The sequence below is a fragment of the Ruegeria sp. R8_1 genome, from assembly GCF_017743815.1.
GTDB classification, from domain to species: domain Bacteria; phylum Pseudomonadota; class Alphaproteobacteria; order Rhodobacterales; family Rhodobacteraceae; genus Ruegeria; species Ruegeria lacuscaerulensis_A.
The window spans coordinates 572,665-594,434 of record NZ_JAGHRL010000001.1; the positions used below are offsets into that span (position 1 = coordinate 572,665).

The 21,770-nt window shown below is 59.2% G+C and carries 26 protein-coding genes and 1 tRNA gene; 10 read left to right on the forward strand and 17 right to left on the reverse strand.

Annotation, left to right across the window (positions count from 1 at the left end; all coding sequences use genetic code 11):
- Nucleotides 1-48 precede the first annotated feature (48 nt).
- Entirely contained in the window at nucleotides 49-738 is a 690-nt protein-coding gene (locus J7380_RS02865) for a M48 family metallopeptidase (protein WP_209194391.1), read from the reverse strand.
- 108 nt (nucleotides 739-846) lie between these two features.
- Here J7380_RS02865 and J7380_RS02870 point away from each other — a divergent pair, with 108 nt between their 5' ends.
- Nucleotides 847-1,311 carry a GFA family protein gene (locus J7380_RS02870; protein ID WP_209194392.1) on the forward strand — a complete coding sequence of 155 codons (465 nt, stop codon included), beginning with the start codon at nucleotides 847-849 and terminating at the stop codon, nucleotides 1,309-1,311.
- Between the two features lie 8 nt (nucleotides 1,312-1,319).
- Here the strand turns inward: J7380_RS02870 and J7380_RS02875 are convergent, their stop codons facing one another.
- The 5 genes from J7380_RS02875 to J7380_RS02895 form a co-directional block, all read right to left on the reverse strand.
- Nucleotides 1,320-2,504 (reverse strand): VWA domain-containing protein, encoded by a 1,185-nt coding sequence (locus J7380_RS02875; protein WP_209194393.1) that lies wholly within the window; start codon nucleotides 2,502-2,504, stop codon nucleotides 1,320-1,322.
- 2 nt (nucleotides 2,505-2,506) lie between these two features.
- A complete protein-coding gene (locus tag J7380_RS02880) occupies nucleotides 2,507-2,677 on the reverse strand; it encodes a hypothetical protein (RefSeq protein WP_209194394.1) in 171 nt (56 codons plus the stop codon).
- A gap of 3 nt (nucleotides 2,678-2,680) precedes the next feature.
- On the reverse strand, nucleotides 2,681-4,045 hold the full coding sequence (locus J7380_RS02885; protein ID WP_209194395.1) for a DUF2927 domain-containing protein: 1,365 nt from the start codon (nucleotides 4,043-4,045) through the stop codon (nucleotides 2,681-2,683).
- Nucleotides 4,042-4,491: a GNAT family N-acetyltransferase gene (locus J7380_RS02890; protein ID WP_209194396.1), complete on the reverse strand. Its 450-nt coding sequence runs from the start codon at nucleotides 4,489-4,491 to the stop codon at nucleotides 4,042-4,044. The genes J7380_RS02885 and J7380_RS02890 overlap by 4 nt, the downstream gene beginning before the upstream one ends.
- 97 nt (nucleotides 4,492-4,588) lie before the next feature.
- Entirely contained in the window at nucleotides 4,589-5,434 is an 846-nt protein-coding gene (locus J7380_RS02895; RefSeq protein ID WP_170788747.1) for a MoxR family ATPase, read from the reverse strand.
- 372 nt (nucleotides 5,435-5,806) lie between these two features.
- Here J7380_RS02895 and dksA point away from each other — a divergent pair, with 372 nt between their 5' ends.
- Together dksA and J7380_RS02905 are read left to right on the forward strand one after the other, a co-directional pair.
- Nucleotides 5,807-6,229: an RNA polymerase-binding protein DksA gene (gene dksA, locus J7380_RS02900; RefSeq protein WP_170329440.1), complete on the forward strand. Its 423-nt coding sequence runs from the start codon at nucleotides 5,807-5,809 to the stop codon at nucleotides 6,227-6,229.
- 72 nt (nucleotides 6,230-6,301) lie between these two features.
- On the forward strand, nucleotides 6,302-7,453 hold the full coding sequence (locus J7380_RS02905) for an FAD-dependent monooxygenase (protein WP_209194397.1): 1,152 nt from the start codon (nucleotides 6,302-6,304) through the stop codon (nucleotides 7,451-7,453).
- Between the two features lie 4 nt (nucleotides 7,454-7,457).
- Here J7380_RS02905 and xth read toward each other — a convergent pair whose 3' ends face one another.
- Both xth and J7380_RS02915 read right to left on the reverse strand, forming a co-directional pair.
- Nucleotides 7,458-8,237, reverse strand: coding sequence for an exodeoxyribonuclease III (gene xth, locus J7380_RS02910; RefSeq protein ID WP_209194398.1), 780 nt, complete (start codon nucleotides 8,235-8,237; stop codon nucleotides 7,458-7,460).
- Between the two features lie 278 nt (nucleotides 8,238-8,515).
- Nucleotides 8,516-8,839, reverse strand: coding sequence for an iron-sulfur cluster assembly accessory protein (locus J7380_RS02915; RefSeq protein ID WP_209194399.1), 324 nt, complete (start codon nucleotides 8,837-8,839; stop codon nucleotides 8,516-8,518).
- A gap of 76 nt (nucleotides 8,840-8,915) precedes the next feature.
- Between J7380_RS02915 and J7380_RS02920 the strand changes: the two genes are divergently transcribed.
- Nucleotides 8,916-10,088: a deoxyguanosinetriphosphate triphosphohydrolase gene (locus J7380_RS02920; protein ID WP_209194400.1), complete on the forward strand. Its 1,173-nt coding sequence runs from the start codon at nucleotides 8,916-8,918 to the stop codon at nucleotides 10,086-10,088.
- Here the strand turns inward: J7380_RS02920 and J7380_RS02925 are convergent.
- A complete protein-coding gene (locus tag J7380_RS02925; protein ID WP_209194401.1) occupies nucleotides 10,070-10,621 on the reverse strand; it encodes a hypothetical protein in 552 nt (183 codons plus the stop codon). The genes J7380_RS02920 and J7380_RS02925 overlap by 19 nt on opposite strands.
- A gap of 132 nt (nucleotides 10,622-10,753) precedes the next feature.
- Between J7380_RS02925 and argS the strand changes: the two genes are divergently transcribed.
- From argS to J7380_RS02955, 6 genes are all read left to right on the forward strand, one after another.
- A complete protein-coding gene (gene argS, locus J7380_RS02930) occupies nucleotides 10,754-12,499 on the forward strand; it encodes an arginine--tRNA ligase (protein WP_209194402.1) in 1,746 nt (581 codons plus the stop codon).
- An 88-nt stretch (nucleotides 12,500-12,587) separates the two neighbouring features.
- Nucleotides 12,588-13,652: an SPOR domain-containing protein gene (locus J7380_RS02935; protein WP_209194403.1), complete on the forward strand. Its 1,065-nt coding sequence runs from the start codon at nucleotides 12,588-12,590 to the stop codon at nucleotides 13,650-13,652.
- Nucleotides 13,649-14,656: a beta-N-acetylhexosaminidase gene (nagZ, locus tag J7380_RS02940; protein WP_209194404.1), complete on the forward strand. Its 1,008-nt coding sequence runs from the start codon at nucleotides 13,649-13,651 to the stop codon at nucleotides 14,654-14,656. The genes J7380_RS02935 and nagZ overlap by 4 nt, the downstream gene beginning before the upstream one ends.
- The gene (locus J7380_RS02945; RefSeq protein ID WP_170354448.1) at nucleotides 14,646-15,440 is read left to right on the forward strand and encodes a ScpA family protein; all 795 of its coding nucleotides are present in this window, start codon (nucleotides 14,646-14,648) and stop codon (nucleotides 15,438-15,440) included. Before nagZ ends, J7380_RS02945 begins: the two co-directional genes overlap by 11 nt.
- Entirely contained in the window at nucleotides 15,433-16,083 is a 651-nt protein-coding gene (gene scpB, locus J7380_RS02950; RefSeq protein ID WP_209194405.1) for an SMC-Scp complex subunit ScpB, read from the forward strand. Before J7380_RS02945 ends, scpB begins: the two co-directional genes overlap by 8 nt.
- Before the next feature lie 64 nt (nucleotides 16,084-16,147).
- Complete coding sequence (locus J7380_RS02955) at nucleotides 16,148-16,387, forward strand: hypothetical protein (protein ID WP_170354446.1); 240 nt, start codon at nucleotides 16,148-16,150, stop codon at nucleotides 16,385-16,387.
- Here J7380_RS02955 and J7380_RS02960 read toward each other — a convergent pair.
- From J7380_RS02960 to J7380_RS02995, 8 genes are all read right to left on the reverse strand, one after another.
- The gene (locus J7380_RS02960) at nucleotides 16,384-17,463 is read right to left on the reverse strand and encodes a 2'-deoxycytidine 5'-triphosphate deaminase (RefSeq protein WP_209194406.1); all 1,080 of its coding nucleotides are present in this window, start codon (nucleotides 17,461-17,463) and stop codon (nucleotides 16,384-16,386) included. The two genes, J7380_RS02955 and J7380_RS02960, sit on opposite strands and share 4 nt — an antisense overlap.
- A 61-nt stretch (nucleotides 17,464-17,524) precedes the next feature.
- A tRNA-Pro gene (locus J7380_RS02965) sits at nucleotides 17,525-17,601 on the reverse strand.
- Nucleotides 17,602-17,662: 61 nt separating this feature from the next.
- Entirely contained in the window at nucleotides 17,663-18,289 is a 627-nt protein-coding gene (locus tag J7380_RS02970; RefSeq protein ID WP_209194407.1) for a MerR family transcriptional regulator, read from the reverse strand.
- 18 nt (nucleotides 18,290-18,307) lie between these two features.
- On the reverse strand, nucleotides 18,308-18,610 hold the full coding sequence (ihfA, locus tag J7380_RS02975) for an integration host factor subunit alpha (protein ID WP_008755922.1): 303 nt from the start codon (nucleotides 18,608-18,610) through the stop codon (nucleotides 18,308-18,310).
- A gap of 97 nt (nucleotides 18,611-18,707) precedes the next feature.
- The gene (locus J7380_RS02980) at nucleotides 18,708-19,679 is read right to left on the reverse strand and encodes a beta-ketoacyl-ACP synthase III (RefSeq protein WP_209194408.1); all 972 of its coding nucleotides are present in this window, start codon (nucleotides 19,677-19,679) and stop codon (nucleotides 18,708-18,710) included.
- A 21-nt stretch (nucleotides 19,680-19,700) separates the two neighbouring features.
- A complete protein-coding gene (gene plsX / locus J7380_RS02985) occupies nucleotides 19,701-20,789 on the reverse strand; it encodes a phosphate acyltransferase PlsX (RefSeq protein ID WP_209194409.1) in 1,089 nt (362 codons plus the stop codon).
- A 24-nt stretch (nucleotides 20,790-20,813) separates the two neighbouring features.
- Nucleotides 20,814-21,020: a 50S ribosomal protein L32 gene (gene rpmF, locus J7380_RS02990; RefSeq protein ID WP_037316137.1), complete on the reverse strand. Its 207-nt coding sequence runs from the start codon at nucleotides 21,018-21,020 to the stop codon at nucleotides 20,814-20,816.
- Nucleotides 21,021-21,226: 206 nt separating this feature from the next.
- Entirely contained in the window at nucleotides 21,227-21,763 is a 537-nt protein-coding gene (locus J7380_RS02995) for a DUF177 domain-containing protein (protein WP_209194410.1), read from the reverse strand.
- Nucleotides 21,764-21,770 lie beyond the last annotated feature (7 nt).

The window sequence follows — 21,770 nt, forward strand, 5'->3', positions numbered from 1 at the left end:
CAAAAATATCCCGGGGTGTGTGAGGGGCTGGCCCCTCACGGCCGCAACCTATCCACCGGCACCCCAACGCTGTTCAAGCGCCTCCAACGCAGCAATCCGCTCATCCGTCTTGGGGTGGCTCATCAACCACGCAGGCGTGACTCCGGCCCGCTGCTCTGTCAGCTCTTCCAGCTTGTGAAACAGGGATTTCTGCGGCCCGATCCCGATCCCCGCCTTGGTCAACAAAGCGGCGGCATATTCGTCCGCCTCATACTCATCCCCGCGTGACAAGCGCGAGGCCAGAAGATGCGCCAGCATATTCGCAATCCATGCGCCAATGAACGGAATGAACCGGTTCAACACCATGATCAGCGCTGTCCGCAGCGCATTCTGACCGGAAAAATCAATCATCCGCCGCCGCGCATGACCCAAGGCAACATGGCCCAGCTCATGCGCAATCACGCTGGCCATTTCCTCGGCCGAGACCTCGCCATTGCGAAACTTTCGATAAAACCCGCGCGTGATGAAAATCCGCCCGTCGGGCGCGGCCAACCCATTTACAGGGTCGATTTCGTAGATGTAGACCGGCACCCGCTCGATCTCGAGCGCCGCCGCCAAACGATCGGTCATGCGTTTCAGCGCAGGGTCCGCCAACTCGGTCGATTTCGCGTCCAATTCGCGATGGGTACGCCACACGGAAATCCGGTACATGACGACGGCATAGGCGATGGCCAACAGGATCGGAGTCAGGCGCAGCATAGTTCTGATATGGGGCTGCGCAGAGGCCGAAGCAACAGGAAAATGACGCTGCGCAACAGCCTGTGAGGGCGCGTTGACCGGTCGCGGGTGGCGTGTTTAACCTGCGGCATGACACAGATCCAGACATCCTGTTCCTGCGGCCAGACCCAAGTGATCGTCAAAGCCGCGCCGCGTGTTCGTTTTCGCTGCCACTGCACGAAATGCCAATCCGTGTATCAGGCGCCCTACGCAGATGCGCTGCTGCTGCGCCGGGGGCAGGCGCGTCTCGCTGATCCGTCAACGATCAAATGGATTCACACCAAAAGCCCTTCGCCTCTGTCCCGCGGTCTGTGCAAATCCTGCGGTGATCCGATGCTGGCTTATCTGTTCGGTGCGCTCTCGGTGGTACCGGCCCGCACGGCGCAGCAGATGGAACTGCCACCGGTTGATTGCGACATCTACTACGGCACGCGGGTCGAAGATCAGTTGGACGACGTCCCGAAGTATTCGGGCGCGGTGTCAACCTATCTGGGCCTGACTTTACCCCTGACCCGAGTGCTGGCATTGCCGGGCCGGGAGCCAACAAGCAGTTAAGAGCCGGTTCAGCGCGTCAGTTCGCGCATTCCTTGCTCTAGCCCGACCAGCGTCATCGGCACCATGCGGTCCTCGAAAATCTCGCGGATCATGCTGATGGAATGGGTGTAGTCCCAATATTTCTCGGGCACTGGGTTGATCCACAGGTTGGACGCCCACTGATCGCGTGCGCGCTGCAGCCAGACTTGCCCGGCCTCTTGGTTCCAATGCTCATTGGCGCCGCCGGGATAGGCGATTTCATAGGGGCTCATCGAGGCGTCGCCTACGAAAATACACTTGTAATCAGGGCCATAGGTGCGCAGCACTTCGTGTGTGGGCGTTTGCTGATCCCAGCGGCGGGCATTGTCGCGCCATACGCCTTCATACAGGCAGTTGTGGAAATAGTAATATTCCAGATGCTTGAACTCGGTCCGCGCGGCCGAGAACAGCTCTTCGACCACTTTGATATGCGGGTCCATTGACCCGCCGACGTCCAGAAACAGCAACACTTTGACCGCGTTGTGACGTTCGGGGCGGGTTTTGACGTCCAGATAGCCGTGTTCGGCGGTGGCGCGGATGGTGCCGTCCAGATCCAGCTCATCCTCTGCGCCCTCGCGCGCCCAGCGGCGCAGGCGTTTCAGGGCGACCTTGATGTTGCGGGTGCCCAGTTCAACTGTGTCGTCCAGATTCTTGAATTCGCGCTTGTCCCAGACCTTGACCGCACGCTGGTGGCGGCTTTCCTTCTGGCCGATGCGCACGCCTTCGGGGTTGTACCCATACGCCCCGAACGGCGAGGTCCCGGCGGTGCCGATCCATTTGTTGCCACCCTGATGGCGGCTTTCCTGATCCTTGAGACGCTCTTGCAGCGTCTCCATCAGTTTCTCGAACCCGCCCATGGCCTCGATCTCGGCCTTTTCTTCTTCGGACAGGTGTTTCTCGGCCATTTTGGCCAGCCATTCGGCAGGGATGTCCACGGCCTCGATCACCTGATCAAAGCTGATTTCTTCCAAACCTTTGAAGCTGGCGGCGAAGGCTTGGTCGAACTTGTCGATATTACGCTCGTCCTTCACCATCGAGACACGGGCGAGGTAGTAGAACGCCTCGACATCATAGGTGGCCAGACCTTTTTTCATGCCTTCCAGAAAGGTCAGGTATTCGCGCAGGGATACTGGAATACGGGCTTTGCGGAGGTTCTCAAAGAAGGGCAGGAACATGGTTACGAAATCAGTCTGACGATGATCAGTGACAGGATAAGGCCCACCAGCGAAAAAGCGATACCATAGCCCGCGGCGTATTGTGCCATGTCCGCACCACTGCCGTTACGCTTGCGCGCGGCCATCGCTCCGAGGATCGCCCCCAGTAATGCCATTCCCAGAACTACGACCATGCGTTAACCGCCTCTGTTATTCGCGGGTGCCTCTGCAACGTCCTGCATCAGCGACCGGACCACCGTTTCCGAGCCAAACCCGTAGCGTGCCCACCCCAGACTGTCCAGCCTGACGGAACGTGCTTCGGTTGCGTGTCCCGCCTGATTTAGAGCCTCGGATTTCAGCAGCAGTAGTGTTGCCAGCTGCGAGGCGTTTTCAGCGCGCGTCATAACGTCGATGGCTTTGTCCAATTCGGGCAGGAATTGCGGTCCGCTGCCTTGTGCCAATGCATAAGTTCCAAGTTGGGTCGTGATATACGCCTGATGAATCTCTGTGTTTGGTGTCGCGCGGAGGTATTGCAGGGCGGTGTCGTAGTCGCGCAAGGCTTTTTGCGGATTGTCGAACTGTTCCATCCGACCCATCAGAAAATAGGGATAGGCACGACGGTGGTCGGTCCATCCTTGTTCCGCGCCAATCCGGGCGGCGCGACCGGCCGAGCGTAGTCTGGCATCAACACTGCGGTTTGGGTTGAGCGATTTCTGGATAGCCCGGATCCAGTCTCGCGTGGTCTGGGTCGTTGGTTGCGTCGGCACATCTTCACCGCGCGGGTTTAGACGTCTTAGCACGCCAGGAATAACGGCCTCGACCTCTTCGCGGGTCATACCGCTGCGCAGCTCAGGCGCATAGGCCGCGCGCAGGACCAGCATATCGAACCCAGTCAGAACTGTGTGTATGTTGTCGTCGTTAAAGATCGAATCCGGTAGATGATACAGATCGTTCAAAGGGCCTAAAGCCTGCGCCAGCTCTTCGTGCAGGCAGTCGCGTTTTTCCTGTGGGCTTGCGTCGAAGGGGATGAAAATGCCCAGTCTTTCCCGGTTGCGCAGGCGAAGCCAACTGCTTTTCTGTTTGCGCCGATCCCGGCGGTATTCCTCAAAGTCCGAAGAATTGGGCACCACGAAACAGGCGGCCTGGGGCAGGATACTTTGGATTTGTTCCTGGCTGACGGCTTCGATGGTGATATTGGCGGGGCCGTCCTGGATTTGCCGGATATCGATCCCGGCTTCACGCTGTAAGCGGGTCAGAAGGCGTCGGAGATCGCGTTGCATTGAAGGGGTGACCTGACCCGTAAGGCGCACGGTTACCGGTTCTTCAAACCGGGTGAATACAGGCAGCGCAGTGCCGCTTTCCAACGCGAAGTGAAGCGACACGAAATCCTGCGCGATATTCACGTTGGATCGCGTGGGCGGGGTTGGGCGCGCGGTCGCGAATGACTTGGCCGGCGGCAGGATGTCTTCGGTTGGTTTGACGCGCGTCGGCGGTTCGGGTGGGGTGACCGTGGTGCAGCCTACAAGGGCCAATCCGAACACCATCGCACCAAGCCTGATCATGGGCGTTGATACCGGATGAAGGGCGTTTGCTTGCCAATACGGTCATAGAGCTTGCGCGCGGTGTGGTTGAACTCTTGCGTCAGCCAATAGACCGAGGGTGCACCCTGACGGTCAGCTTCGTCATATACAGCCTGAATTAGCGCGCGGCCGACGCCGGTACCGCGTGACGACGGGGTTGCGAACAGATCTTGCAGATAACAGACAGGCTCTTCCTTCCACGCATGACGGTGGAACAGGTAGTGCGTCAGCCCGACCAACTGTCCGGCGCTTTCGGCGACAAAGCAGGAGAAATCATGCGGGTCATCACCCAAAAGGCGGGCAAAAGTGGTGTCATAGGTGCTATCGGGAACGGTCGTTTCATAGAACGTCAGGTAATCGCGCCATAGTTCAGCCCATTGGGCGCGATCATCAGGCCGCAAGGCGCGGATCGTAAGGGTGTCAGACACTCAGCTTGTCCCATCTGCTCGGATGCCCGGTCTTCGGGCTGTCGTTAACCAATGCTGACAGCCCGCTTGCCGTATGGCAAGGCCGATCACCCCATGATCAGCGTTTGCTGCGCGCCATAAAAGCCAGACGTTCGAACAAGTGCACATCCTGTTCGTTCTTAAGCAGCGCGCCGTGAAGCTTGGGTAGGGCATTTGCCCCGTCGCGTTTCAGATCCTCGGCGGTCAGATCCTCGGCCAGAAGCAGTTTCAACCAATCCAGCACTTCCGAGGTAGAGGGTTTCTTCTTCAGCCCCTGCGTCTCACGGATTTCATAGAACTGTGTCAGCGCGGTGGTCAGCAGGGCATCCTTGATCCCAGGGTGATGGACCTCGACGATGCGGCGCATTGTGGTCTCATCGGGGAAGCGGATATAGTGAAAGAAACACCGGCGCAGGAACGCGTCGGGCAGTTCCTTTTCGTTGTTCGAGGTGATGATCACGATAGGCCGGTTCTTGGCTTTGATCGTCTCACCGGTCTCATAGACGTGGAACTCCATCTTATCGAGTTCCTGCAGCAGATCGTTGGGAAATTCGATATCGGCCTTGTCGATCTCATCAATCAGCAGCACGACCTTTTCGTCGGCATCGAACGCCTGCCACAGCTTGCCTTTGCGGATATAGTTCGACACGTCATGCACACGCTCGTCGCCCAACTGGCTGTCACGCAAGCGGCTGACGGCGTCATATTCATACAAGCCCTGCTGCGCGCGGGTGGTGGATTTCACGTTCCACTCGATCATCTTCAGACCCAGCGCACCGGCCACCTGTTTGGCCAGCTCGGTTTTGCCAGTGCCCGGTTCGCCTTTGACTAGTAGTGGACGCTCCAGTGTGACCGCGGCATTCACCGCGATGGTCAAATCATCAGTGGCAACATATTCGGCTGTGCCTTGAAAACGTGCGGTCATGGGGTCCTCATCCTGTATCGCGCGGCCTGTGGTCTTTGGGTTACAGAGCAGTGAGGATTTTTACAACCCGCGTCGCTGCGTGCCGTCGCGCCAAATTGGTCAGCGAGTCCAATGCCTTTGGTTGATTCGAGCGCTAACAGACCCTGCGGCATTTTGGGGATTGCCTTGAAAAGGCCCGCCAATTTTCACAGAAAAACAAGGTTTTGTTGTTTGATGTCTCATATTTAGACTGATTATGATCACACTTGTCCGGCGCTACGTTTGCATAGTGACAATCCCCGCGCCGTCAGATAAACGCTCCGCAGAAGGGAATGCCTCATGTCTGGTGAAGAGAGTGCACTCGGCGTTGAAGGCCACACCGAGGGAGCAAAAATGAAGCAGGAAGTATTTCTGCCCGAAGATTATCGTCCGGCCGAAGACGAGCCATTTATGAACGACAGGCAGCTTGAGTATTTTCGTCGCAAGCTGTTGGACTGGAAGACCGAACTTTTGGCAGGCAGCCGCGACACGATCGAAGGTCTGCAGGACAACACCCGTAACATCCCCGACGTTGCCGACCGCGCAAGCGAGGAGACCGACCGCGCACTTGAACTGCGCACCCGCGACCGTCAGCGCAAACTGGTGGCCAAGATCGACTCGGCCCTGCGCCGGATCGACGAGGGTGAGTATGGGTACTGCGAAATGACCGGTGATCCGATTTCGTTGAAACGTCTGGATGCGCGCCCGATCGCAACCATGACGCTCGAGGCGCAGGAACGCCATGAGCGCCGCGAGAAGGTCCACCGCGACGATTGATCGCTGGCACTGCGGGAGATTCTAAAACGCCGGGGCCTGTCGCCTCGGCGTTTTTGTGTTTAAGGCGGGTCCATGAATATCGACGGTCTGAAATTCAGTGTCATCGGGGGCGGTATCGGCGGGCTGGCAGCGGCTTTGGTGCTGCGCCAACGCGGAGCGCAGGTTACGGTGTTCGAGCAGGCCCCGGCCCTGACCGAAGTGGGTGCGGGCTTGCAGATCAGCGCCAATGGCATGGTCGTGCTGCGCGCGCTGGGCGTGGTTGGCGCCAAGCCGCAACATGGCCAGTTGTCCTATGGCACGGTGCTGCGCGATTATCGTAAAGGGCGTGTTGTCAGCCGTGTGCCTGCGCCTGCGGCCGGGCCGACCTACTATTATCACCGCGCCGATCTGCTGGACCTGCTGCGTGCTGCAGCGATCGAGGCGGGGGTTGATATCCGGCTGGGTGCGCGGGTCGAGACGGTCCTAAAACATCCCAACGAGGCCGAGTTGGTGCTGGCCGATGGCGAACGCCTGCGATCGGAATGCACCATAGCGGCCGATGGGGGGCGCAGCGCCATTCGCCCGATCCTGAACGGGGCAGAGGCACCTCAGTTCACCCACCAGATTGCATGGCGCGCAACGATCCCGTGGTCGGGTCACGATGAAACACCGCGCGCTTCGCTGACCATGGGACCGGGTCGCCATGTCGTCACATATCCCCTGCGCGACCAGCGCCTGATGAACATCGTCGCAATTGAAGAACGCTCGGACTGGCAGGAAGAAGGCTGGCGTCTGACCGGAGATCCCGACGACCTGCGTGCACGGTTTGCCGATTTCGGGGGTCCGGTGGGTGATATCCTGTCTCAGGTGACCCAGACCCATCTATGGGCGCTGTTCCTGCGCCCCGTGGCGCAGCATTGGCAGAACGGACGCCTTGCCTTGCTGGGCGATGCGGCCCATCCCACATTGCCCTTCATGGCGCAGGGGGCGTGCTTAGCGCTAGAGGACGCATGGTGTCTTGCCCGTGCCTTCGAGGATCAGTCGGGTGTTACACAAGCCCTAGCCGCCTATGAGGCCCGCCGTCGTCCCCGAGCCACGCGTGTGGTGGCCGCCGCAGGAGCCAACGCCCGCAATTTCCACTTGCGCGGCCCAATGCGGGTGGCAGCGCAGATGGCCCTGATGGCAGTGGGGCCGCAATTGTCAAAAAAATACGAGTGGATTTACAGCTACGACGCCACGGCGTAGCGGCCTAAAGGTCCAGATCCACCCAAACCGGCACATGGTCCGAGGGTTTTTCCTGCCCGCGCACCGCCGCATCAATCTGGCAATCCCGCATGAGATCGGCTGCCTGTGGTGTCAGCAGGAAGTGGTCGATGCGAATGCCGTCATTCTTGTTCCACGCACCGGCCTGATAGTCCCAAAACGAATAGTGGCCGGGGCCCTGAGTGCGTGCGCGGAAAGCCTCGGTGAATCCTAGGTTTAGAATCTTGCGAAAGGCTGCCCGGCTTTCGGGACGAAACAGAGCGTCTTCACGCCATGCATCGGGCCGCGCAGCATCCTCGGCCTGCGGGATGATATTGTAATCTCCGGCCATCAAGGCTGGTTCTTCGCTTGCAATCAAGTCGCGCGCGCGGTCGAAAAGACGTTCCATCCACGCCAGTTTATAATCGTATTTGGGGCCGGGGGCAGGGTTGCCGTTAGGCAGGTATAACCCGCAGATACGCAGAGCTTGTTTCCCGATCACAGTCGCCTCGATCCAGCGCGCCTGTTCGTCCTCGTCATCGCCGGGCAAGCCGCGTATGACGTCTTCCAAAGGGAGTTTAGATAGGATTGCCACCCCGTTGAAACCCTTTTGTCCATGGGTTTCAACGTTATACCCGCGTTCTTCGAATATTTCGCGGGGGAAGTTCTCGTCGACGGATTTAATTTCCTGCAGCAGAGCGATGTCCGGTTGTGCTTCGTCCAGCCACCGGGGCAGGGCCTCGGCCCGGGCTTTGATTCCATTGATGTTGAACGTGGCGATTTTCATGCGCGGCCCTCCAAAGCTGTTGGCAACCTATCGCGCAGAATGAACCCAGCGGCAAGTGGGGCAGGGGGTGGCGAGGCTCTGCCTCGCGCTCCGGGATATTTTTGGACAGATGAAGAAACGGATCCTTAACCATTTTCGTACACGAAGATTAGGCGGTACAGGCGGGGACGCCGATGACCGCGACAGGTGAAGCTCTCCGGTTTTAATGCCGGGGAGTGGATCCCTCTTCATCTGTCCAAAAATATCCTGGGGGTGTGGGGGCAAAGCCCCCACCGGCGCTACATCGAAAATGACGTGCCGCAGCCGCACGAAGAAGTGGCGTTTGGGTTTTCGATGACAAACCGCGCACCGATCAGTTCCTGAGTAAAGTCGATGACCGCGTTTTCCAGAAAGGGTAGGGAAACCGAGTCCACGATGACCTTTTGGCCTTTGCCTTCCAACACAAGATCATCGTCTCTCGGCCGATCCAGCGCAATTTCATATTGAAACCCGGAGCATCCGCCGCCTTCGACCGCGACGCGTAAAGCCTGCCCTTGATCCGCTGCGCCGATCTCGGCAAGACGGTCAAAGGCGCGTTCGGTGACTGTGGGGGGCAGATTCATGCCGGACTCCAAAGGTTTATTTCCTTGTTGCGCTACAATATATGTAACCAAAGGACAGGCGACAAGGACAAGACCTTTGGACAGAGCGGGTTTTGCCTCGGACCCCGGCCGCGCAAGAGGGCGGTTGGTGCCGGAGGGCGAGAGCAGTTTCCGGTCATGCTTTCAGCGCGACCGTGACAGGATCATTCATGCCAGCGCGTTTAGGCGCCTCAAACACAAGACGCAAGTGTTTGTCGAACATGAAGGGGACAGCTACCGCACCCGTCTGACGCATTCAATCGAAGTGGCGCAAGTTGCGCGAACCATTGCAGGGGCCTTGGGCCTGAACCCCGAACTGACCGAGGCCGTGGCGCTGGCGCATGATTTGGGTCACACGCCTTTTGGTCATACCGGCGAAGATGCATTGCACGCGCTGATGCAGCCATATGGCGGGTTTGATCACAACGCTCAGGCCATTCGGATTGTCACCAAGCTGGAACGCCATTATGCCGAATTCGACGGTTGCAACCTGACTTGGGAGTGTCTGGAAGGCATTGCCAAGCACAACGGTCCGGTGGTTGGTGAATTACCCTGGGCGCTGGCCGAGTGCAACGGCGCGTTTGATCTGGAGCTGCACACTCATGCCAGCGCCGAGGCGCAGGTTGCGGCCCTATCCGACGACATTGCCTATAACAACCACGATTTGCTGGACGGGCTGCGGGCGGATTTGTTCAGTGACGAAGACATTCAAGCCCTGCCGATTGTGGGTGCATGCTATGCCGAGGTTGATCGCGCCTATCCAAATCTTGATCCGTATCGGCGCAGGCACGAGGCTCTGCGGCGCGTCTTTGGGGTCATGGTCTCGGATGTGATCGATACATCTGCCGGGTTGATTGCCGAATCTGGTGCGCAATCGGTGGAAGATATTCGCCATTTGGGCCGCCCGGTGATCCAGTTCTCGGGGCAATTGTGGGCGCAGTTGCAGGATATCCGCGCCTTTCTGTTCACCCGGATGTATCGCGCGCCTTCGGTGATGGAAGTGCGGGCCGAGGTTAGCAAGATCGTCGAGGAACTGTTCCCGATCTATCTTGTGGATCCGCGTCAAATGCCTGCCCGCTGGCACGCCGATATTGAGGCGGCAGTGGATGAAACCGCACTTGCCCGGATCGTGTCAGACTATATCGCCGGGATGACGGACCGGTTTGCGATACAGGATCATGTACGTTTGACAGGACGACCCGCGCCGGCGGGTCATTCGATCCCGATATAGGCCAGCGCCCAGACCTGTTGGCTGGCTTGAGCATCGGCTGCGTCTGCATCGTCGGTTGGCGGGAACACGATCATGGTGGGGCCATATCCTCCGACGCCCATCGGTGCACCGTCGGCATGGGTGGCTAAAATAGGTTTGTACGTCGAAATGCTATCCCATGGGATTTCCGCCTGATATCCGTCCATTGCCATGGGACGTGCGGTTTTTCCTTCGGCCCCCGCAAGGATCATGACATCCGACAGCAGCGGGCCACTAAACGTGTAGTCGCGTTGATGATCGGGCGGGCCATAGGGAATGGTTATTTGAACCTGGGGCAGGCTGTCCAGAAGGGCGGCGTCAAACCCTGCTGCCCCGTCATGAGTCACTTCGAGAAACCCAAGCAGCCCGCCGTCATTCTCGCCCCGCGCGGGCAGGTTGGTCTCAGTGACCGCGCCACCCAGTGTCACCAACACATGTCCTTGCGGTGCGGGCATTTCGGCCAGAACGGGCAGGGCGGTGGACAGAAGCAGGCTAAGGGGCAGGGCAAGGCGCATGAATGGTCTCCGATCAGGCAATTCCGCGCGACTTTAATGGGGAATGCGCTTAAACCAAGAGCAAACTTTAGGCATCCATTGACCTTGCTGGTTTGCGTGGTAAACCGCCGGGCAAGCAAAAGGACATCCGAAATGAACCTGTTTTCCGAGATCCGCGCCCTTGTACTGGACGCGCTGGCACAGATGCAGTCCGAAGGCGCGCTGCCCGAGGGGCTGAGCTTTGACAACGTCGCCGTGGAGCCTCCGCGCGATGCGGCGCATGGCGATATGGCCACGAACGCGGCGATGGTGCTGGCGAAACCGGCCAGGATGAAGCCGCGCGACATTGCCGATGTGCTGGCCGGGAAACTGGCCGCCGATGACCGGATCACCAGCGCCGAGGTTGCCGGGCCGGGGTTCCTGAACCTGCGGCTTGCGCCTGGTGTCTGGCAGGGCGTGCTGGCGGCGGTTCTGGAGACGGGCACCGATTATGGCCGCTCGACCATGGGGGCCGGGCAGAAGGTGAACGTCGAATACGTCTCGGCCAATCCCACCGGTCCGCTGCATGTGGGGCATACGCGGGGCGCGGTGTTCGGCGACGCTTTGGCAAGCCTGCTGGCCTATTCCGGCCATGATGTGACGCGGGAGTATTACATCAACGACGGCGGCGCGCAGGTGGATGTGTTGGCGCGTTCGGCCTATGAGCGGTATCGCGAGGCGAATGGCCTCAGCCCGGAAATCGCCGAGGGGCTCTATCCCGGTGACTACCTGATCCCGATCGGCGAGGCGCTTAAAGAGAAATACGGCGACAGCCTGATCGACAAACCTGAAAGCGAGTGGCTGGAAGATCTGCGCAACTTTGCCACCGATGCGATGATGGACCTGATCCGTGCCGATCTTAAGGCGCTGGGCGTTGAGATGGATGTGTTCTTTTCCGAGAAGTCCCTCTACGGCACAGGCCGGATCGAGGCCGCGCTGGAGTCGCTGACCGACAAGGGCCTGATCTATGAAGGTGTGCTGGAGCCGCCCAAGGGTAAAAAGCCCGAGGATTGGGAGCCGCGCGAGCAGACTCTGTTCAAATCGACCGAGCATGGCGATGACGTGGACCGCCCAGTCAAGAAATCGGACGGCGCGTGGACCTATTTCGCGCCCGATATCGCCTATCACTATGACAAAGTCAGCCGTGGCTTTGACGCGCTGATCGACGTGTTTGGTGCCGACCATGGTGGCTATGTCAAACGGATGAAGGCCGCTGTTTCGGCGCTGTCTGACGGCAAGGTGCCGCTGGACATCAAGCTGACCCAGTTGGTGAAGCTTTGGAAGAATGGCGAGCCGTTCAAGATGTCCAAGCGGGCTGGGAACTTTGTCACCCTGCGCGATGTGGTGGATCAGGTCGGTCCGGATGTGACCCGTTTCGTGATGCTGACCCGCAAGAACGACGCGCCTCTGGATTTCGATTTTGACAAGGTGCTGGAGCAGAGCCGCGAGAACCCCGTGTTCTACGTGCAATATGCTCATGCCCGCGTCATGAGCGTTCTGCGCCGCGCGGCTGAGGCCGGGATTGCCGCAGATGACGCGACCCTGAAAGGGGCCGATCTGAGCAAGAACGATCACGCATCCGAGCTGACGGTTGCGAAAAAGCTGGCCGAATGGCCGCGTCTGGTGGAAATCGCCGCCCGCACGAATGAGCCGCACCGCGTTGCGTTCTACCTCTATGAACTGGCCGGAGACTTCCACGCGCTGTGGAACAAGGGCAACGACGAAACCCAGCTGCGGTTCATCCAGGATGGCGATGTTGCCACAAGCCAGTCAAAAATCGCATTGGCCCGTGCCGTTTCTGTTGTGATTTCAGCGGGCTTGGGTATTCTTGGCGTTACCCCGGCGCAGGAGATGCGGTAACAAACACCGCCCGACGCGCCGGTACGAGGTAGGCAAGAAATGACCCGCGCGCCTTATTTCCCGGCGCGAAACGGGCGGTGAGGCGGACATGGCGAACTACGATTACTCGGGGCAAATGCGTCCCGAGCAGATGCATTACACGAATCAACCGCATCCTCAGGGTGGGTACGACTATTCCGATGAGATGCACGAATACGAAGATGCGCCCCGTGCCGCCGGTTTAAGTCGTATCGTGAATGCGCTGGGCGCGGTTGCATCCCTCGCCTTGGTCGCGGGGATCGGTGTCTGGGGCTACAAGCTTGTGATGCGCGATGTCAGTGGCGTTCCGGTGGTACGTGCTGTTGAAGGCCCTATGCGTATTCAGCCAGAAAACCCCGGTGGAACCCCCGCTGATCATCAGGGCCTTGCAGTAAATACTGTCGCTGCGGTCGGGACGGCTGCGCCTCCGGCAGATCGTCTGATTCTTGCTCCGCGCCCGGTTTCCCTGACGGATGAGGACACGCCGGTTGAACCGCTGCGTGCAACCCCTGCGGTGCATGTGGTTGAAGAGGAAATTTCGAACCAGGAGGCGGCTCAACTGCGTCAAGGCGCGGTTGATGCGTTGGTTGCCGAATTGGCGGGCGAGGCCAAAACGCCTGATACCGAAACAGACGAAGGTGTTCAGCTGGCCTCGTTGGCTCCGTTGGATGATGAACCCGCGATTGATCCTGCCGATCTGGCCGCGCAACTGCCTGACCCTGCGATTGCAGCCCTGCCGGGCGTCCGACGCTCATTGCGTCCGAACACGCGGCCCGCACGAACGACTGCCAGTGGCATTACTGCATCCAGCAAGACCGAAGACGCCATCAACGCCGCAGTCAAAGCGGCCGTGGGGCTGGATGTCGATCCGAACGCGCTGTCCAAAGGTACACGCATGGCCCAATTGGGCGCGTATGAAAGCCCTGATGTCGCGCGGGCCGAATGGGATCGTCTGAATGGGCGTTTCGGCGAGTATATGGATGGAAAACAGCGTGTTATCCAGAAAACCTCAAGCGGTGGGCGGACGTTCTATCGCCTTCGGGTTCTGGGCTTTGATGACCTGAGCGATTCACGCCAGTTCTGTGCCGCTCTGCAAGGGCAAGGCGCTGACTGTATCCCGGTGGCCGCTCGGTGACATTTCGCGCCGCAATTACCGATGCCGAGGGGCTGCGCCTGACGCCTCAGGAAAAGAAACTGTTTCGAGAAATGAACCCGTTTGGGTTCATTCTGTTCGCCCGCAATATTGAGACCGAGGATCAAGTCCGCGCTCTGTGTGATGAGTTCCGCGAGGCGGTAGGTCGCAATTGCCTAATTACCATTGATCAGGAAGGCGGGCGCGTGCAGCGCCTGCGCGCGCCCATCGCGCGCGAGTGGCTGCCGCCGCTGGATCATGCTGAACGCGCCGGGGATCACGCCGAACGCGCGATGTATCTGCGCTATCGCTTGATCGCGCGGGAATTGTTCGAGCTGGGCATCGACAGTAACTGTGCCCCCATGGTGGATCTGGCGCGCGCAGATACGCACGCTTTTCTAAAGAACCGCTGCTATGGGTCTGACCCTAATAAGGTTTCCAAGATCGGGCGCGCCGTCGCGAAGGGGCATCTTGAAGGCGGTGTTCTTCCCGTTATCAAGCATATGCCCGGCCACGGGCTGTCAACGCTGGACAGCCACCATGACCTGCCGCATGTGGACCTGACACAACAGGCGCTGGAAGGGGCTGATTTCGCTCCGTTCCGCGCTTTGAACGATCTGCCCATGGGGATGACCGCGCATCTGGTCTATGACCGGATCGACCCGCAACCGGCGACGATTTCGCCTACGATGATCGGCCTGATCCGAGACAAGATCGGGTTCGATGGGCTGATTATGACCGACGATATCTCGATGAAAGCCCTGAGCGGTGCGCCCGAAGAGATAGCCCAGCACGCGTTGGCTGCGGGCTGCGACGTGGTCCTGCATTGTAACGGCTCGTATGAGGCCCGCGCTAAAGTGCTGGAGGCCGCTGGCGAGATGACCCCGCAAGCGCAAAAACGCGCCGAAAAGGCGCTGTCGATGCGGCAAAAGCCCGTGGAACTTGACATCGAAGCCGCCGAGGCGGAACTATCTGCCCTAATGGGCGGGCAGGTATATGAACGATAACCTTTTCAGCGAAGACCCGGTCTCGGTCGCGGATCGGCTTGCTGCCGAGGCGTTGATTGTTGACGTTGACGGGTTCGAAGGCCCGCTGGACGTGCTGTTGACCCTGTCGCGGACGCAAAAGGTTGACCTGCGGAAAATCTCGGTTCTGGCGCTGGCGCAGCAATATCTGACCTTCGTGGAAAAGGCCCGCGCGCTGCGGATCGAATTGGCGGCAGATTATCTGGTCATGGCCGCGTGGCTCGCCTTTCTGAAATCCCGCCTGCTGCTGCCGCCCGATCCCGATGACGAAGGACCGTCGGGCGAGGAATTAGCCGCGCACCTGGCCTTCCAACTGGAACGTCTGCAGGCCATGCGAGATGCTGCTGCCCGTCTGATGGCGCGCGACCAGCTGGGGCGTGATTTCTTCAAACGCGGGCAGGGTGAGGATATCACCCGCATCCGTACAGTGACCTATTCGGCGACGCTGCTTGACCTGATGCAGGGCTATGCGCGCATCCGTACCCGCGACGAATTCCGCCCCTTTGTCATGGACCGCGATGCCGTCTTTACCATGGAACAGGCGCTGGAACGGATGCGCCCTCTGATCGGGTTTGCAGGCGCATGGACAGATATGGAGACCTATCTGCCGGACGGCTGGGATGCCGATCCGGTGCGGCGGCGCTCGGCCACGGCGGCGACGTTTGCGGCCTCGCTGGAGCTGGTGAAAGAAGGACACATGGAAATCAAACAGAGCGAAACGTTTGCTCCGATCCATCTGCGCAAGAGGACCGAAACACGTGACTGAAACCTCTGAGGAAACCGGCACACTGTTCGAAGCACCCCCCTTGGCCGAACAGGAGCGCATGGTCGAAGCCGTGCTGTTCGCCAGCGCCGAACCGGTGACGATCGGCGATCTCGAGGCCCGGATGCCCCATGGCAGCGATGCGGCGCAAGCGGTAGATCTGTTGCGCAAACGATACGAAGGCCGCGGCGTGCGCGTGGTGCGCGTGGGAGAGGCCTGGGCCATCCGAACCGCCCCCGATCTGGGATTTCTGATGCAGAAGGAAACGGTTGAGACCCGCAAACTCAGCCGTGCCGCGATCGAAACGCTGGCCATCGTGGCCTATCACCAGCCCTGCACGCGGGCCGAGATCGAGGAAATCCGTGGCGTGTCCGTCTCGCGCGGGACCATCGACCAGTTGCTGGAAATGGAGTGGATTCGTTTGGGTCGCCGCCGCATGACACCGGGCCGCCCAGTGACATTTGTGGTGACGCCGCAGTTTCTGGATCACTTCGGGCTGGAAAACGCCCGCGACCTTCCGGGGCTGCAAGAATTGCGGGCCGCAGGTTTGCTGGAAAACCGGCCGCCTCCGGGAACGATCCCAATGGGCGAAGGGCGCGCGGATGAAGATGACGACGAGCAGACCGAACTGTTCGAGGAAGAGTGATCGCGCGGCCCTTTTGTTGACGCAAGAATCACCTATGTTGAGGTGCAGGAAACGGAGTTAAGCAATGAATGCCAATCGAATGATCGATATGATTGTGCGTCAAGTCATGCGTCGGCTTGTGACAAAAGGCGTCGATAAAGGGTTCGACTTGGCGGGCCGAGTTGGAAAGCCGCAACAAGGACAGCCTTCTGCCAATGATCCTCAAGCTGCCCAGCATATGAAACAAAACGGCGACCGTCAGGCGCAAAACATGAAACAGATGCAGCGGATGACTCGTCAGATGCGGCGGTTCATGAAGTTTTAAGAGACAGCTTTAAAGTGCTTGGATAGTTTCAAGCCCTGTCCCTGATAGTTTGACGCAATGCCCGCCCCATAGAGCTGTGTGGGCATTTCAGCCATTTTTTCGTAGACGAGCCGTCCCACGACCTGCCCATGCTCTAGCACGAATGGGGCCTCATGGCAGCGCACCTCCAATACGCCACGTGACCCTGCACCCCCAGCGGCAGCATGACCAAAACCAGGGTCGAAGAAGCCGGCATAGTGCACCCGGAATTCACCAACCATAGCGAGATAAGGGGCCATTTCGGCGGCATACATTGGTGGGATATGAACAGCCTCGCGGCTGACCAGGATATAGAAAGCGCCGGGATCAAGGATGATGCGCCCCTCGGTGGTGCGCACTTCTTCCCAATATTCCTGCGGGTCGTATTCACCAATCCGGTCCAGATCGATCACACCCGTGTGGGGCTTGGCACGGTAGCCCACCAGGTCAGTGTCGGGCAGGCGCAGGTCAACTGAAAAGCCCAACCCATCCTGAATGACCGCAGGTCCATCGACCAGCGGGGACTTATTGTGCAGCGCGCTCAGTTCTGCGTCGCTCAACACGGCTTGTCCCTGACGGAATCTGATTTGGTTCAAACGCATGCCCGGTCGCACTAGAACCGAGAAGGAACGGGGGCAAATTTCGGCATAGAGCGGGCCGCGGTAGCCAGCGGGCACACGGTCAAATTCGGCCCCTCCATCTGTGATTGTACGTGTCAGCAGATCCAGCCGCCCGGTCGAGCTCTTGGCGTTGGCCACAGCGGTCACGCTGTCAGGCAGGGCCAGCGATTCCATCAGAGGCACCAGATAGACGCATCCCTTTTCCAGAACCGCGCCGTCGGTGATGTCGATGCGGTGCATCTCGAACTCGGTCAGGCGGTCGGCGACCGATCGCCCTTCGCCGGCCAGGAACGAGGCACGCACGCGGTAAGCGACTGTTCCAAGACGCAAATCCAGACTGGCCGGTTGTACCTGCGCGTCGACGACCGCCGGGTTTGCAGTGATCTCACCGCGTGCGATCATGCCTTCAATTTGCTGGTTTGGGCATACACCTGTCATCTCGATCCCCCCTGATGCCAGAGCGGGATCTGGCCTGTCTGCCATAAACGTCGGTGTGATTTGGTCGGGCTAGCAGGACTCGAACCTGCGACCTTCCGTCCCCCAGACGGACGCGCTACCAGGCTGCGCCATAGCCCGACGTTGAGGTGTTCATAAAGACTTTCCCGGCGGGGGCAAGAGGAAATCATCGCCTTTTTTCTTATCCCGCGGATCGGTTTTCAATTCTGTTCAGAACAGCGCGTAGTTCTTTTGCGACGGGTGCAATCCGGCGCAAAAGATCGTCGTCGAAATCGGTTCGTGCCCAGGCGCGGGCTGCAATTCCAGAAATTGCCGGAGACCGTTCGACATGGACAGGTGCAACCGCTTCGCGCGGCACAGATGTGTCTTGCGGCGTGGCCGGAGCGGGTTTTGCAGCAGGGCTTTCCTTAGGCGCACCAGGAGTCGTGCTGCTATCTCCCAGGTCCAGAGTGATCTGCTGGCTGGGCTCAGGTTTTGCAGTAAATGGAACCACCACCGCGTCGTTTGCCTTGGCTTCGGGTTCGGCGGTTTCATCAAGCCCCTGCGACAGCGATGCCACATAAGCCACGCCTTGCTCACGCAGAATGCGCTGCACGCCTTTGATGGTGATCCCATCTTCGTGCAGCAGCTTTTTGATACCTCCAAGCAGGCGCATGTCATTGGGTCGATAATACCGCCTGCCACCCGCGCGTTTGACCGGTTTCACCTGTGTGAAACGGCTTTCCCAAAATCGCAGAACATGGGCCTGAACACCCAGCCAGTCCGCAACTTCACTGATCGTGCGAAAGGCGTCGGGTGACTTGCTCATGGCGCTACTGTCCTGATCCTACTTGCGGTTCCCTGCGGCGACGCGATCCTTCATCAGGTGCGACGGGCGAAAGGTCAGCACGCGACGCGGCTGAATAGGAACCTCTTCCCCGGTTTTGGGGTTACGGCCGATGCGGGCAGTTTTGTCCCGAACGCTGAACGTCCCGAAAGATGAAATCTTGACCTGTTCGCCGCGCACAAGCGCGTCGGACATATGGTTCAGAACGCTTTCGACCAGTTGCGCGCTTTCATTGCGTGAGAGGCCTACCTCACGAAAGACGGCCTCGCTCAGATCCATTCGGGTCAGTGTTTTGTCGCCCATGCCATTTTCCCCTGTTGATGGTAAAGCATAGGGTCAGGGCAAATTCACTGTCAATATCAATGAATTGCACGGCTGTGTGTAAGCCGTTTTGCGCCTGTTACCACCGCAGGAGGACAGAACCCCACGCCAATCCACCCCCGATTGCCTCTGTCACCAGCAAATCGCCGGGTTTGAACTGCCCGCGTTGCTTGGCGACGGACATAGCCAGGGGAATCGATGCAGCAGACGTATTGCCGTGGTCCTGAAGTGTCACGACAACGTGATCCATGGGCACGCCCAGCTTCTTGGCGGTGCCCTGAATGATACGAATATTCGCCTGATGGGGAACGATCCAGTCCACATCCTCATGTCCAAGACCAACTTTTTCCAAGCAAGTCTCGGCAGTTGCGGTCAGACGTTCGACCGCTTGGCGGAAAAGTTGGTTGCCCTTCATACGAAGAAAACCAGTTGTTTGGGTCGAAACTCCTCCGTCGACGTAAAGCAGGTCTTTGTAGCGGCCGTCGGAATTCAGGTCAGTAGCCAGGATACCGCGATCCTCGGCTGTACCGGCCCCTTCCTGGCGTTCAAGAATCAAGGCACCAGCGCCATCGCCGAACAACACACAGGTGGACCGGTCCGTCCAATCCATGATTCGGGAAAACGTCTCGGCCCCGATCACCAGCACCCGCTTGGCCTGGTCCGACAAGATCAGAGCATTGGCATTGGTCAGGGCGTAAACGAAACCCGCACAAACGGCCTGAACGTCGAAGGCAAAACCTTTGGTCATACCCAACCTAGATTGCACCATGGTGGCCGCTGAAGGAAAGGTCAGGTCTGCCGTCGAAGTTGCCAGAACGATGGCGTCGATGTCATCCGCCGTCAGCCCGGCATCCGCCAGTGCGGCTTCGGCCGCCTTGGTCGCCATGTCCGAGGTGGTTTCACCTTCGGCTGCGAAATGACGACGTTCGATACCCGAGCGGGTTTTGATCCACTCATCAGATGTATCAAGCGACTTTTCAAACTCGGAATTCGGAACGATGCGCTCTGGCAAATAATGTCCGACACCTACAACAACTGAACGGCCTGCCATGTTGGGGTACTGCCTTTTTTGTTATTCGCCCGCCTTGGACGGTGCGTGGGCGGCATCTTGTGCAAGCTCGACCGTCGATGCAACCCGTGCCGCCAATTTTTCAGAGAACCCGGATTGCGCCAGGGTAAAGGCCAGTTTCACGGCGGCCGAAACTCCGGTGGCATCCGCACCGCCATGAGATTTCACGACCGTGCCGTTGAGACCCAAGAAAACCCCGCCATTCACACGGCGCGGGTCGATACGTTTCTTCAACCGGTTCAGCGAGGTGATCGCCAGAACCGAAGCCAGCCGGGACAGAGGCGAGTACTTGAATGCCTGACGCAGAAGGTCCCCGATCAGGCTGGCCGTGCCTTCGCCGGTCTTGATTGCGACATTGCCGGTAAACCCGTCGGTTACAATGACATCCGCCTTGTCACCGGGGATGTCGCTCCCTTCAACAAAGCCCACGAAATCAAAGCTGGCCTGTTCCGCAAAGTCCGAGATCATGGCGTGCGCTTCTTTCAATTCAGCGCGGCCCTTGTGTTCTTCGGTGCCCACATTCAGAAGGCCGATCCGGGGACGCTCTAGCGCCATGCCGTTGCGCGCGTATGAGGCGCCCATCAACGCGTATTGCAACAGATCCTTCGCGTCGGCGCGCACATCGGCGCCCACATCCAGCATCACGTTGAACCCCTGCGGGTTGCGCGAAGGCCACAGAATCGCGATAGCCGGGCGGTTCACACCGGGCAGTTTGCGCAGCCGTATCATCGACAGCGCCATCAGCGCGCCGGTGTTGCCGCAGGACACTGCACCATGCGCTTCGCCCTGACGCACCGATTCCAGCGTCGACCACATCGAGGTTTGCTTGCCGTTGCGCACAACCTGACTGGGTTTGTCCTCCATCGTGACCACGTCGGTGCAATCACGAAAAACGACGCGCCCGTTCAGGACACGTCGTTTGGCAACAAGCTTGCGCAACTCGGCTTCAGGTCCGTGCAGTATGAACGCGATGTCGGGGTTCTTGTCCGCCGATTTGGCGATCCCCGCCACAACGATAGCGGGGCCCGAATCTCCGCCCATAGCGTCAACCGAGATTGTGATCCGTCCGGTTTGCGTGGGCTGTTCCGTCATGCCTTGGCCTGCGCTTTGAAAGGCTTAGGCCGCGTCTTCGTCCAGGTCGATTTCGTCGGCCTGAGCGACGACCTCACGGTCATCATAGTGGCCGCAGGACGCACAGACGTGGTGCGGGCGCTTCAGCTCGCCGCAGTTTGCGCATTCGTTCGGGTTTGCAGCAACCAGAGCGTCGTGTGCGCGGCGGTTATTGCGACGCGACTTGGAAACTTTGTTCTGTTGGACGGCCATGGTCTCAACCTTTGTCTACTGAGGGTCCGCAGATTCGCTGCCGACCGGGTTTCATTCTTCGTTTTTTACGTGGTTTGACGCGCGTTTAGGGGACGAGCCCCGCAATGTCCAACCCAAATTCCGATGAGCGCGCGAAAATACTGCGATTCTCGACATGTTCAAGCAATTTTTCTGAGGGCGTGCTATGACAGGAAATCTGTCCCGTGTCACTCGTCTTTTTTCAGCGCATCGCGCAGGCTGGCAAGCCCGGCAAAGGGTTTGGCATCTTCATCTGTCATCGCCTGTTTGCCCGGCTCGGTATAGTCCGCCTGTCCCAGTTCCGCACCATCTTTTCGGGGGTATTGGGGCAGGGCCAGCGACAGAGCCTCAACCATTACTAATGCAGGGTCGATCTCGGGGCCCAGCGGTTCCGAATCGTCTCCTTCGGGGATTTCGAACTCTTCCTCATCGGGGTCAGCCCAGTCTGCCACGTACACGCGTGCGACCGGCACGTCGATCCGGGTTGTGACCGGTTCCAGCGTGACGACACAGGGCTGAATCACTGTCGCTCCCAGCTTGCCCGCCAGCACCCAGTCGCGTTTCCCCTGAGCCCGGACATCGCCAACAAAGCGCAGCTTGCGCAGGCCCAGCAGGCCCAGATCTTCTCGGATGACCGCAAGCTCTTTGGCGTCAGGGCGCAGGTCAAACGGGGTTGATGTGTTTTGGGGCAGGTCGGCCACCCGCAGAGATGTCTGGTTGCTCATTCGTGAC

Coding starts and splice junctions, on each gene's coding strand:
- J7380_RS02865 (WP_209194391.1), bottom strand. CDS start 738: ATGCTGCGCCTGACTCCGATCCTGTTGGCCATCGCCTATGCCGTCGTC.
- J7380_RS02870 (WP_209194392.1), top strand. CDS start 847: ATGACACAGATCCAGACATCCTGTTCCTGCGGCCAGACCCAAGTGATC.
- J7380_RS02875 (WP_209194393.1), bottom strand. CDS start 2,504: ATGTTCCTGCCCTTCTTTGAGAACCTCCGCAAAGCCCGTATTCCAGTA.
- J7380_RS02880 (WP_209194394.1), bottom strand. CDS start 2,677: ATGGTCGTAGTTCTGGGAATGGCATTACTGGGGGCGATCCTCGGAGCG.
- J7380_RS02885 (WP_209194395.1), bottom strand. CDS start 4,045: ATGATCAGGCTTGGTGCGATGGTGTTCGGATTGGCCCTTGTAGGCTGC.
- J7380_RS02895 (WP_170788747.1), bottom strand. CDS start 5,434: ATGACCGCACGTTTTCAAGGCACAGCCGAATATGTTGCCACTGATGAT.
- dksA (WP_170329440.1), top strand. CDS start 5,807: ATGAAGCAGGAAGTATTTCTGCCCGAAGATTATCGTCCGGCCGAAGAC.
- J7380_RS02905 (WP_209194397.1), top strand. CDS start 6,302: ATGAATATCGACGGTCTGAAATTCAGTGTCATCGGGGGCGGTATCGGC.
- xth (WP_209194398.1), bottom strand. CDS start 8,237: ATGAAAATCGCCACGTTCAACATCAATGGAATCAAAGCCCGGGCCGAG.
- J7380_RS02915 (WP_209194399.1), bottom strand. CDS start 8,839: ATGAATCTGCCCCCCACAGTCACCGAACGCGCCTTTGACCGTCTTGCC.
- J7380_RS02925 (WP_209194401.1), bottom strand. CDS start 10,621: ATGCGCCTTGCCCTGCCCCTTAGCCTGCTTCTGTCCACCGCCCTGCCC.
- argS (WP_209194402.1), top strand. CDS start 10,754: ATGAACCTGTTTTCCGAGATCCGCGCCCTTGTACTGGACGCGCTGGCA.
- J7380_RS02935 (WP_209194403.1), top strand. CDS start 12,588: ATGGCGAACTACGATTACTCGGGGCAAATGCGTCCCGAGCAGATGCAT.
- J7380_RS02945 (WP_170354448.1), top strand. CDS start 14,646: ATGAACGATAACCTTTTCAGCGAAGACCCGGTCTCGGTCGCGGATCGG.
- J7380_RS02955 (WP_170354446.1), top strand. CDS start 16,148: ATGAATGCCAATCGAATGATCGATATGATTGTGCGTCAAGTCATGCGT.
- J7380_RS02960 (WP_209194406.1), bottom strand. CDS start 17,463: ATGACAGGTGTATGCCCAAACCAGCAAATTGAAGGCATGATCGCACGC.
- J7380_RS02970 (WP_209194407.1), bottom strand. CDS start 18,289: ATGAGCAAGTCACCCGACGCCTTTCGCACGATCAGTGAAGTTGCGGAC.
- ihfA (WP_008755922.1), bottom strand. CDS start 18,610: ATGGGCGACAAAACACTGACCCGAATGGATCTGAGCGAGGCCGTCTTT.
- J7380_RS02980 (WP_209194408.1), bottom strand. CDS start 19,679: ATGGCAGGCCGTTCAGTTGTTGTAGGTGTCGGACATTATTTGCCAGAG.
- plsX (WP_209194409.1), bottom strand. CDS start 20,789: ATGACGGAACAGCCCACGCAAACCGGACGGATCACAATCTCGGTTGAC.
- rpmF (WP_037316137.1), bottom strand. CDS start 21,020: ATGGCCGTCCAACAGAACAAAGTTTCCAAGTCGCGTCGCAATAACCGC.
- J7380_RS02995 (WP_209194410.1), bottom strand. CDS start 21,763: ATGAGCAACCAGACATCTCTGCGGGTGGCCGACCTGCCCCAAAACACA.